Source organism: Apilactobacillus quenuiae (assembly GCF_002994005.1).
Lineage (GTDB): Bacteria > Bacillota > Bacilli > Lactobacillales > Lactobacillaceae > Apilactobacillus > Apilactobacillus quenuiae.
Genome location: NZ_POSN01000001.1, coordinates 106,848 through 119,445, shown reverse-complemented (window position 1 = coordinate 119,445; position 12,598 = coordinate 106,848). Strand labels below are relative to the sequence as shown.

General features: G+C 29.3%; 9 protein-coding genes. All 9 read right to left on the bottom strand.

Annotated elements, in window-relative coordinates:
- Positions 1-14 precede the first annotated feature (14 nt).
- A complete protein-coding gene (gene ffh, locus C7N44_RS00650) occupies positions 15-1,505 on the bottom strand; it encodes a signal recognition particle protein (protein ID WP_105955995.1) in 1,491 nt (496 codons plus the stop codon).
- Positions 1,506-1,526: 21 nt separating this feature from the next.
- Positions 1,527-1,868 (bottom strand): putative DNA-binding protein, encoded by a 342-nt coding sequence (locus C7N44_RS00645; protein ID WP_105955994.1) that lies wholly within the window; start codon positions 1,866-1,868, stop codon positions 1,527-1,529.
- A 21-nt stretch (positions 1,869-1,889) separates the two neighbouring features.
- Positions 1,890-3,128, bottom strand: coding sequence for a signal recognition particle-docking protein FtsY (gene ftsY / locus C7N44_RS00640; protein WP_105955993.1), 1,239 nt, complete (start codon positions 3,126-3,128; stop codon positions 1,890-1,892).
- A 4-nt stretch (positions 3,129-3,132) separates the two neighbouring features.
- The gene (gene smc, locus C7N44_RS00635) at positions 3,133-6,684 is read right to left on the bottom strand and encodes a chromosome segregation protein SMC (protein WP_105955992.1); all 3,552 of its coding nucleotides are present in this window, start codon (positions 6,682-6,684) and stop codon (positions 3,133-3,135) included.
- Between the two features lie 27 nt (positions 6,685-6,711).
- Entirely contained in the window at positions 6,712-7,404 is a 693-nt protein-coding gene (rnc, locus tag C7N44_RS00630) for a ribonuclease III (RefSeq protein WP_105955991.1), read from the bottom strand.
- Between the two features lie 73 nt (positions 7,405-7,477).
- Complete coding sequence (acpP, locus tag C7N44_RS00625; protein WP_105955990.1) at positions 7,478-7,726, bottom strand: acyl carrier protein; 249 nt, start codon at positions 7,724-7,726, stop codon at positions 7,478-7,480.
- A 49-nt stretch (positions 7,727-7,775) separates the two neighbouring features.
- Complete coding sequence (gene plsX / locus C7N44_RS00620; RefSeq protein ID WP_105955989.1) at positions 7,776-8,816, bottom strand: phosphate acyltransferase PlsX; 1,041 nt, start codon at positions 8,814-8,816, stop codon at positions 7,776-7,778.
- A gap of 12 nt (positions 8,817-8,828) precedes the next feature.
- Entirely contained in the window at positions 8,829-10,850 is a 2,022-nt protein-coding gene (gene recG, locus C7N44_RS00615) for an ATP-dependent DNA helicase RecG (protein ID WP_105955988.1), read from the bottom strand.
- Between the two features lie 60 nt (positions 10,851-10,910).
- The gene (locus tag C7N44_RS00610; RefSeq protein WP_105955987.1) at positions 10,911-12,581 is read right to left on the bottom strand and encodes a DAK2 domain-containing protein; all 1,671 of its coding nucleotides are present in this window, start codon (positions 12,579-12,581) and stop codon (positions 10,911-10,913) included.
- Between the last annotated feature and the right edge of the window lie 17 nt (positions 12,582-12,598).

Genomic DNA, 12,598 nt, shown 5'->3' with positions numbered 1-12,598 from the left:
ACTATGCCTATTTTTTAATGACGTTTTTTATTACGACGTTTTCTATTTTTATTAATTTTTTTACTCATTTTTCTACTCATACGTTTCATTGCCATTTGTGATAGTTTACCCGATAATCCGGAACCACCCATGCCAGGCATATTAGGCATACCAGAAGCACCATTTCCGCCCATATTACCAAGCATTTTTTCCATGCCGGACATGTTACCATTAGACATTTTATTCATCATTGTTTTCATTTGATTAAATTGCTTAATCATTCGATTAACTTCCTGGATTGGACGACCACAACCTCTTGAAATACGGCGTCTTCTAGAAGGATTTAATAAATCAGGGTTATCTTTTTCTTCTCTAGTCATAGAATAAATAATCGCCTTAATATGTTCTAAATCTTTAGGGTCCATATTAATATTTTTCAAAGCTGGATTATTAGCCATTCCTGGAATCATCTTCATAATATCCTCTAATGGACCCATCTTTTGAATTTGATTCAATTGATCTAAGAAATCTTCAAAACCAAAAGTATTATTTTGCATTTTTTCAGTAAGCTTTTGAGCTTCCTTTTCATCATAATCCTTTTGTGTCTTTTCAATTAGTGAAAGAATATCTCCCATTCCAAGAATACGAGATGCCATTCGATCAGGATGGAATACATCTAATGCATCCATCTTTTCACCTTGACCAATGAACTTAATAGGCTTTTGGGTAACTTCTCTAATAGATAGAGCAGCACCACCACGAGTATCACCATCTAATTTAGTCAATACAACCCCGGTAATATCTAAAGCATCATTAAATCCTTCCGCAGTATTAACAGCATTTTGTCCAGTCATGGCATCAACAACTAATAAAATCTCATCAGGGTGAGTTAATTCTTTAATGTTTTTTAACTCATCCATTAATTTTTCATCAATTTGCAAACGACCGGCAGTATCAATTAAAACATAATCATTATGATTTTCTTTAGCTACTTGCATACCTTGTTTTACTATCTCAACAGGATCGACATCCGTTCCCTTTTGAAATACAGGCACATCAATTTCTTTACCAACTTGTTCCAACTGATCAATTGCAGCTGGACGATAAATATCAGCAGCAATTAATAGTGGACGAGCATCTTTTTCATTTTTTAATTTTAAAGATAGTTTACCAGCAGTAGTAGTTTTACCAGCACCTTGTAAACCAGCCATCATAATAACTGTTGGTATTTTTTCGGATTTATTTAATGGAGTTGCTTCTTCTCCCATTGTCTTGGTTAGTTCCTCATCAACAATTTTTACAATCTGTTGAGCAGGGTTCAATCCTTCAAGAACATCAGAACCTTTAGCACGTTCTTGAACAGTTTTTACAAACTTTCTAACAACCGAGAAATTAACATCGGCTTCCAATAAAGCAAGACGAATTTCTCGCATTGTTTTTCTTAAATCAGATTCTGAAACTTTACCTTTACCACGCAGATTACGCATTGCTTTTTGCAATCTTTCGGTTAATCCTTCAAATGCCATTTAATTCCACCACTCTCAATTTTACTTTTCTTCTGTATGTTCTAATCTATCAACTAATTGTTTTAGCTTAGTATCTTTAGGATAATTAGCCATCACATAATTTTTAATTGCATCAGCTTCGTCATTTCTAGTCATAAAGTCTTTATACAAATGCAATTGCTGTTCATAATTTTCTAAAATTACTTCTGTCCTTTTAATGTTATCATACACTGCCTGTCGACTTACATTAAATTCTTCAGATATTTCTCCTAAAGAATAATCATCAGCATAATATAACTGTACATAATTAGTTTGCTTATCAGTAAGTAAAGGACGATAAAATTCAAATAAAGAATTTATTCGGTAATTCTTTTCAATTTCCAATCGAAATACCTCCTAAATTAATTATTTTATTAAGCCCTTAAATAATCCATATACATAATCATTTGCGTCAAATTTACTTAAGTCACTTACTTTTTCACCTAATCCCACATATTTAACAGGTAAATGTAATTCATTTCTAATAGCTAAAACAATCCCACCTTTAGCAGTTCCATCTAGCTTAGTTAGAATAATTCCTGTAACATCTGTTGTTTCTTTAAATAATTTAGCTTGGTTTAAAGCATTTTGTCCAGTAGTTGCATCTAATACTAGTAAGACTTCATGTGGAGCTTCGGGAATTTCTCTAGTCAATACTTTCTTCATCTTAGACAATTCATTCATTAAGTTGACTTTATTTTGTAAACGCCCTGCTGTATCAACAAATAAAACATCGTAATCTTCTTCTTTTGCTTTATGAACAGCTTCATAAACAACCGCTGATGGGTCACTTTTTTCAGGCTTTTTAACAATATCAACTTGATCTCTTTTTGCCCATTCATCTAATTGTTCAATTGCACCTGCTCTAAAAGTATCGGCTGCAGCTAGAAGGACTTTTTTACCATCCTTCTTATATTTATCTGCCATTTTTCCAATAGTAGTAGTCTTTCCAACACCATTAACACCAACAAATAGAATTACAGTAGGACCATTTTCAGCCATATTAATTTCAGTTGACTCATTATTACCAGCTTGGTCATAAATATCAATCATTTTTTGAATAATAACATTTTGAACATCTGATCTATTTTTGGCATTTTGTAGTTTAACTTCATCCCTTAATTGATCTGTTAAGTTAACCGCCATATCAAAACCAACATCAGATTCAATTAAAGTATCTTCTAAATCATCAAAGAAATCTTCATCAACTGATCTAAAATTAGCAAATAAACGATTTAATTTTTCACCAAAGGTAGATCTAGATTTTGATAGTCCTTCTTCAAATTTATCAGACTCTTGTTCTTGTTCTTGTTCTTGTTCTTCAGAATGATTTTTAGAGGCTAAATTGTCAACCCCTTCAGAGCTTGCTTTGTCGATATTATCTAAATCATTATTTATATCTGAATCTTTTTCTTCATTATGTTTTGATTGATATTCATTAGTTCTTACATCATATTTAGACTCATTATCATTATTTGATTCTTGACTATCATTTTCTGAAGAAGATGTTTGTAACTCATTTGTTTGCTCTTCATTTTGTTCTTGTTGTTCTCTTTTTTCTTTATCTTTTTTAGATCTGCGCTTAAATATATCAAATAAACCCATAACTTTAATCCTCCATTGAACTAAATTTATTTAAATTAGCTGATACAATTTCTGAAACACCTGAATTTTGCATTGTAACACCATATAATGTATCTGCATACATCATAGTTTCTTTACGATGAGTAATAACTATAAACTGAGTAATTAAATCTAATTTGCTCATATAATTAGCATATCTATCAACGTTCTCTGCATCAAGAGCTGATTCAGCCTCATCTAAAATACAGAATGGAACTGGCTTTACCTTTAAAACAGCAAATAATAAAGAAATAGCAGTTAAAGCTTTCTCACCGCCTGAAAGTAGAGACATATGTCGATACTTTTTACCAGGTGGTTGCGCCATGATTTCAATTCCAGTAGTTAGCAAATCTTTTGGATCGGTCAATATTAATTTTGCTTTTCCACCACCGAATATTTCAGTATAAACAATACTAAATTGATCAGCAACTTTATCAAAAGTATCTTTAAATTTAAGTTTAACAGTATCATCTATTTTATGCATAGTTTCTGTTAACTGCTTGCTCGAATTCTTCAGATCATCTGATTGATTAACCAAAAATTTATAGCGTTCAGATACTTCTTTGTATTCTTCGATTGAAGATATATTAACGTTTCCTAATTTACTGATTTTTTTATTAATGACTTTGATGTCATTTATAATTTGTTGATAAGATTTCAATATTTGTAATTGCTTAATTTTATTGGAATTCATCTTATATTTATCTATCAGTTGATTTCTTAGTTTATTAATATGTTCATTCAATTGTAAATGACTATTAGATAATTTATTATATCGACTATTTATATCAATGTAAGATTTCCTATTACTATCCAATTTTTGATCATTAATATTAATTTTTGACTGAATATTATCGATGTCATTATTACACTGAGATAAATCTTCTTTATTTGAGGAAATTAATAACTTTAAATTTCTTATTTCATGTGAATTATCTTTTTCACTCATGCCAATATTAATTTCATCTTGCAAGTTGATTATTAAATCTTTTGTTTTATTAATATTATCAGTAATTTGATCTAATTTTTCAATATTATCAGCTTGCTTATCACGAAAATTATTAATTTTTTCTTTATAAACAGCCAATTTTGCTTTGTCATTATTAATTTTATTATTTAAATCATTTTTTAAAGAAGATAAGGTGTTAATTCTTTCTTTAATATCATTAGATGATCTTTGATTAATTAACAATTTTTTATCTAAATCAGATTTTATATTCTTACTATTCAATTTTTGACTTTCATAATCATCGTTTTCATTATTAGACATCAACAACTCTATAGATTGAATATCTCTATTCTTTTGCACTAATAACTTTTCATTAAAAGAATTATCATTTTTATAATTCTTAATTTCATTAGATAAATCGTTTATTTTGTTATCTAATGTATCTATTTTATTCTTAATGATACTTTGTTCTTTTTCTTGTTTTGGAATGCTTTTTTCAATAACTTGTATATCATTTTTAGAAGCAGATAATTTATTTTTTAAACTAGATAATTTATTTTTTTGAGCTAATATTCCATCATAATGTTGTTTATTTTTTCCACCAGTTATTGAGCCACCAGCATTAATGATTTCACCATTCAACGTAATAATACGATTAGTGTGATGAATAGAATTACTTATATCAGTTGCCGAATTTAGATCCTTTGCAATGATAACATTTCCCAATAAATGCTCTTTAATAACACCTAAATTATTATCAATAGATACTAAATCAGAGCCAATACCTATAAATCCAGGATTTTTTTTACATAAATCTAATTTATTTGAATTAATAAACCTTCTGGATAAACTATCTATTGGCAAAAACGTTGCCCTGCCTAGATGATTTTTATTAAGATAATTTACAGCAGACTTAGCATCAGTATTATTTTTAACAATAATTTGTTGTAATTGACTACCTAATGCTGTTTCAATAGCTAAAGAGTTAGCTTTATCAACAACTAAATAATCTGAAACTGCTCCGTATATACCATTTAATTGACTTTTTGCATTAAGTACACTTTGAGATCCACGATAAAAATTAGAGTGATTACTCTGTAAATTTTTTAAACTATTAAATTGAATCTTTAAATTTTGATATTTTTCTAAACATTGATACCAATGAGATTTGCTTTGCTTTAGTTTATTATCAATTAAAATTAATGTTTTTTTACTATTATCATATTCACTTTTTAAATTGTAATATTCAGATTTTAATAAATTGATACTTGAATTATTACTCTTCATTCTTTTATTAATTTCAGTTAAATCAGCTTTAGCATCGTTCAGGCGGCGCTTTTGATTAATATTTTGAACATCATTTTGTTGTCTTGATTTTTCTAAATATCTTTTTTTATTATTTAAATCTGATATCTTTTGCATTATGTTTAAATATTCAGATTTTAAATCATCTTGTGTTTTATTTTTATCATCAATTTCTTTATTGATATCATTCAAGCTGTTATGACTTATATCATCTTCAATTTTTCGAGAATGCTTTAATAAATTTTCAATTTCTAATTTATGATTATTCTGCCTAGACTGTAAATCAGCCTTTTCTTCTTTTAGAGAATTTAAATATTTTTGTTTTTCATTTAAATCTCGTTTTTTAAATTTTAAATCTTGTTCAGATAAATTTTTTTCTCCAGAAATTTTTTCTAACTTTTGAGAATTAACTAGTAATTGACCTTGTAAACTTTCTTTAAAATTTAGTTTATTTTCCAGTTCTTTTTTATACATATCAATCTCATTAGACAATTCGTCTATTGAAATATTTAGACTGTTTTTTCCAGCTCTAACTTTATCTAAACTAATTGTGTTGTTATTATCTTTATCCAAATAATTTTTCAATTCTAAAACTAATCTTTGTAATTCAAGGCCTTCTAATTTATGTTTATTTTTTAAATATTCATTAGCATTTATACTTTGTTCTTTTAAAGAATCATTTCTATCTTTCAACTCATAAATAATATCTTCAACACGATCTAAGTTTTCTTTTGTTTGATTAAGTTTTAAGTTAGCATCATGTTTTTGATGTTTATATTTAAACACTCCAGCAGCGGTTTCAATAATAGAACGCCTTTCTTCCGGCTTACTATTAAATATTTTTTCAATATTGCCTTGTGAAATAATAGAAAAGGAACCAAGGCCCATTCCAGTATCCATAAACAAATTATTAATATCCTTCAATCTACATTCTTGATTATTGATTGAATATTGACTTTCACCGTTTCTAAAGAGTTTTCTAGCAATTATTATTTCAGAATAAGAACTATTAATATATTGATCTGTATTATCAAGTGTTAACTTTACTTCAGCTCGATTTACAGCTTTATGTGTACTAGAACCTGAAAAAATAATATCTGGCATTTTAGTTCCACGAAGAGTCTTAGCTGACTGCTCACCTAAAACCCATCTAATGGCTTCAATGATATTACTTTTACCGCTACCATTTGGACCGACTATTTCGGTTAAACCATTATTAAAATTAATTTTTGTCTTATTAGCAAAAGATTTAAAGCCAATAATTTCTAATGATTTTAACTTCAAATTTAATTCCCCGTTCTAAATCTTAGATTATTCTAAGTATTGTTTTAAAGCTTTTTTAGCTGCACCTTGCTCAGCATTTTTCTTAGAATGGCCTTCTCCAACACCCTCTTCTTTATCATCAATAGTAACTGAAACTTTAAACCTACGGTCATTATCTGGACCATTTTCATCTAACAAATGATATTCAATTTCAACAGGTCCATTTTGTTGAGCCAACTCCTGTAATTCAGTTTTGTGATCAAAAAATTCATCAAACCAGCCTTCATCTAATTTAGGGAAAATTACTTGATGACAAAACTTAACTACTGGATCCATTCCTTGATCTAAATAAACTGCTCCAATAAATGATTCAAAAATATCACATAATAGAGAATCTCGTTGTCTAGCATGTGCCTTTTCTTCACCCTTACCTAATCGAATATACTTATCAAAATGACATTCTCTAGCAAAGCTACTAAAACTATGCTCATTAACCATAGCTGCTCTTAGTCTTGTTAATCTTCCCTGTGGTAATTTAGGGTATCTTTTAAAAATATAATCTGATACTACCAGCTCATAAACAGCGTCACCTAAAAACTCAATTCTTTCATAAAATTTTAAATTTTTGCCAGGATGTTCATTTACATATGATGCTTGAGTAAAAGCTTCATCTAATAAAGATTCATCATGAAATTTAATTCCAAATTTTTTTTCCAACAAATGATCGAATTCTGCTATCATTTAAATTTCCTCCATACTAATTATTAAAAACAATAAAAAGCGATTACCCTTGAGTAATCGCCTTAAAAATTATCTATTTATTGTCTGAATTGGACATTACATAGTCTACAGCTTCGTCAATGGTTTGAATCTTTTCAGCATCTTCATCTGAAATTTCAGTATTAAAAGTGTTTTCAAGATCTAAAACAAATTCAACAAAATCAATTGAATCGGCATCTAAATCTTTTTGAAAGTTTAAACTACCTTTAATTGAATCACGATCAACACTAAATTGATCTGCAACCATATCGGAAATTTTATTCAATACTTCTTCTTTGTTCATTTGGCTTTCCTCAAATCTATATTAAATTAGTAATTAAATTATACCAGATTTATTTATTTTTAGCATTTTGTTTAATTTCTGACATCTTATCTGAATGTTCATCAAAATATGAAACAACATTATCAATGGTTTTAGAATCAATCATTGATTTAATTTGAAAGATTGTATTTTTAATGGTATTAGCTCTACTACTTCCATGTGCTTTAACAACAGGTGCTTTAGTTCCCATTAAAACAGCACCACCATATTGAGAATAATCCATTTGTTTACCAATTTTCTTAAATGTAGGTTTTAACATTAATGCCCCAAATTTTGATCTTAAACCAGCAGACATAATGTCTCCCTTAATTAGGGTTAATAATGATAAAGCAGTTCCTTCAATTGCCTTTAATGCAGCATTACCAGTAAAGCCATCAGTAATAACCACATCAGCAGCACCATTTAACAATTCTCTAGATTCAACATTACCAATAAAGTTCAAGTTATCATCTTTAGATAATAACTCATTAGCTGCTTTATGCAAACTATCACCTTTATCAGCTTCTGTACCATTATTTAATAGTCCAATTCTTGGATTTTTAATTTTTCTAACATTTTCGGCATAATACTTACCCATAAATGCGTATTGATATAAATTAAATAATTTAGATTCAGCATTAGCACCAACATCTAGCATCACAAAATTATCATGTTCTGGATCATTAACGATTGGTAAAGTAGTAGCTAGTCCCGGTCTATCAATACCTTTAATTCTACCTATAATAAATAAGCCAGCAGCTAAAATGGCTCCAGTATTACCAGCAGAAAAGAAAGCATCAGCTTCATGATCTTTTACTGATTGTGCAGCCATATCTAAACTAGAATTTTTCTTCTTCATTACTGCTTTAACTGGTTCTTCAGCCATTTCAATTACTTCATCAGACTGAACTAATTCTATTCTTTCTTCACTTTCGATTAGTGGTTTAATTTTATCAGTTTGTCCAAATAGCTTAAACTCAATATCTGGATATTCATTTCTGGCTAATTCAACACCCTTAACCACTTCTGTTGGTGCATAGTCTCCACCCATAGCATCAATTGCAATTTTCATCTTGTTTCTCCTTTAATTAATCAAAAATTTTTTATTATTTTCACTAACATAATTAAATAATTCATTATATTGATTTTTCCAATCTTTTTGGCTAACAATTTGAATAGCTTCTTGTTGTGCAATATTCAGCATTGTTAAATCAGCAATCGGATCGCCAACCTTAAAGTCTGGAACTCCAGATTGAGCTTTGCCCATTACATCACCAGGACCTCTAAGTTCAAGGTCTTTTTGTGAAATAATAAATCCGTTATTACTATCCACCATTACATTCATTCTTTTAGTACCAACCTCAGTTTTAGGATCTGCTACTAATAGACAATATGATTGGTGATTTCCACGACCAACTCTTCCTCGTAGTTGATGTAGTTGAGCAAGGCCAAAATGATCAGAATTAAATACAATCATCATTGTTGCATTACTTACATCAACACCAACCTCGATAACAGTTGTTGAAACTAAAATTTGCAAATTATTATTTTGAAATTCACCCATAACATTATTTTTCTCATCATCATTCATTTGTCCGTGTAACAGGCCTACTTGATATTTAGGTTCAAAAATATCCTTAAAGTTTTCATAAATATTAACTGCATTTTTCATATCAACTGCTTCTGATTCTTCTACCAAAGGAGTAACAACGTAAATTTGTTCTCCAGATGATAATCTATCATTGATAAAGGGCAAAACAGATTTAAACTGATTTTCTCTTATCCAAGAGGTTTTGACTGGTTGCCTTCCTGATGGTAATTTATCAATTATTGATACATCCATTTCACCGTAAGAAGTAATTGCTAAGGTTCTAGGAATTGGAGTAGCTGTCATCGCTAATATGTTAGTACCCTTGCCCTTTTGGCGTAATTTTTTTCTTTGATTTACACCAAAACGGTGTTGTTCATCAATAATAGCTAATCCTAGATTATTATATTCAATATTGTCTTGAATTAATGCATGCGTACCTATTATCAAATTAACTTCTCCATCTTTTATCCTAGGTAACAACTCTTTGCGCGCAGATAATTTAGTGTTACCGGTTAATAATGACACATTAACACTAGTATTTTCAAACAATTTAGCTAATTTATTAGCGTGTTGTTCAGCCAAAATTTCAGTTGGTGCCATCAATGCAGCTTGATAACCAGCATCAATACAGGCATATATTCCTAATACGGCAACAATAGTTTTTCCGGAACCAACATCTCCTTGTAATAATCGATTCATTTGACGATTGGATTTCAAATCAATAAAAATTTCATTAATAACTCTTTTTTGTGCATCAGTCAGTTTAAATGGTAATGTTTTAATAAATTCATCAACTTTGTTTTGATTAAATTTAATCGATAGCCCTTTATTTTGACTAATAGACTTTAAGTTTTGTAAACGCATCTGAAATAAAAAGAATTCATTAAATTTAGCAGTTCGACGAGCTAAAATAGCTTCTTTTTTTGTTTTAGGAAAATGCATATCATGAATGACTGTTTTAAAATCTTCTAATCTATATTTCAATCTTATTGAATCGGGGATAATATCCACAATATAATTTTTATATTCATCATATGCTAATTTCACTACTTCTTTAATTGTACTCTGCCTTACATGCTTATTAGTGGGGTAAATAGAACTCATTTGATTACTATCATTGGACTGCAAAATTTTAATCCCCGCCATCGATGAACGATTTTTATCAAATCTACCATATATTAAAACTTCTCTACCAACAGATAGCTGTTTTTTTAGCCACGGCTGATTAAAAAAAGTTATTTTTACTATATCATTATCAATTAAAAATCTAATGTTTAATATATTTCTTCTACGACCATAATGAACAATTGTTGGCTCAGATGCAATCGTTCCTTTTAAAGTTACTTTTTCTTGATCAACGATATTATTAATGTTTTTAACCTCAAAATCATCATATCTAAATGGATAGTATGATAATAAATCAAAAACACTATTAATATTAAGTTCCGATAACGATGCTTGTTTTTTAGGGCCAACACCCTTAAGCACTGAAACATTATCTTTTAAACTTTTCAAAAAATCAACTCCAAGTCAAGAAATTAATAAATAAAAAAACCGGAGTAAACTCCGATTGATTTATTCTACTGAAACTAAGAATGGATAAACCGGTTGATCTCCTTCATGAACTTCAATTTCAAGATCAGAATCGATTTTTTCTAACTCAGACTTTACTTTGTTGGCTTCTTTTTCATTAGAATCATTACCATAAATAATGGTAATAACTTCACTATCTTCATCTAACATTTTTTGAACCATTTGGACGGCAGTATCAACAGAATGTTTCCCGGTGATTTTAATATCACCGTCAACAATCCCCATAAAATGACCTTTTTTAATATCAACACCATTTATATTAGTATCTCTAACAGCATAAGTAACTTCTCCACTTTTAACTGTATCTAGCATATCTTCCATTGCATCAATATTTTCATCTAATGAAGCATTGGGGTTAAATGACAAAACAGAAGTAAGGCCTTGTTGTAGAGTCTTAGTATGCACAATTTTAGTTGGTATATCTGCCACCTCGGTTGCTTGTTCAGCTGCCATAAATATATTCCCATTGTTAGGCAATATAATAGCTTTTTTAGCGTTACTATTATTAATAGCATCAACAATATCCTTAGTACTAGGATTCATTGTCTGTCCACCCTTAATAATATTAGTAACACCTAAGCTACGGAATAGCTCTCCTAATCCATTTCCAGAAACAATTGAAATAATTGCTGTGTCTTTAGGTGTATTATCTTCAGATTTTTTCTCATCTTTTTCAATAATATCTTCTTGTTGTAGACGCATATTATCAACTTTAACATTAGCTAAATCTCCAAATAATTGCCCCCAAGCAAGCACCTTACCGGGATGTTCTGTATGAACATGAACCTTAACAATTTCATCATCATTAATAACTAATAAAGAATCACCTAATTTAGCTAAATATTCATAAAATTTATCATAATCAAAATTATATTTAACTTGTTTCCCACGTCCAATTCTAACCATTATTTGTGTACAATAACCATACTTAATATCTTCAGGGTTCAACTTACCCTGTGCACTTTCATCGCTTTGTTCATGATTAGCATATATCATTTGACTCATTTCAGCAGAATTAGGTTGGTGACTTTCCTCTATTTTTCTGTTATTCAATACATCACTAAAAGCTTTAATTACAAAAAATAATCCTTGACCACCAGAATCAACTACGCCTACCTGCTTTAAGACATCTAATAAATCAGGAGTTGATTTTAAAGCAACATCGGCTCCATTAGTTAAATCATCGAATAATTCTGCTAAATCTTTTTTATTAGAATCTTTTCCAGCTTGAGCAACGCCTTTAATAACAGTCAAAATTGTTCCTTCAGTAGGTTTCATTACAGAGCCATAAGCAATTTTAGCACTATTAATAAATGCACTAACAATATCATCAGCATTTAATTCTTTCTTATTTTCAACAGATTTAGAAAATCCCCTAAAAATTTGTGAAAGAATAACTCCAGAGTTACCCCTAGCACCCATTAATAATCCTTTAGCTAATGACTTTGATAAATCACCAACAGATTCACTATTATCTTGATTAACATATTTGGCACCACTAGCAAAAGACATACTCATATTTGTCCCAGTATCACCATCAGGTACCGGAAATACATTTAAGGAATTAATAAATTTAGCATTATTATTTAAAGTTATAGATGCTGCTTGTACCATCTGATTAAATTTTTCACTTGTTATATTTGAAACAGACAACTACAATAAACCTCCTC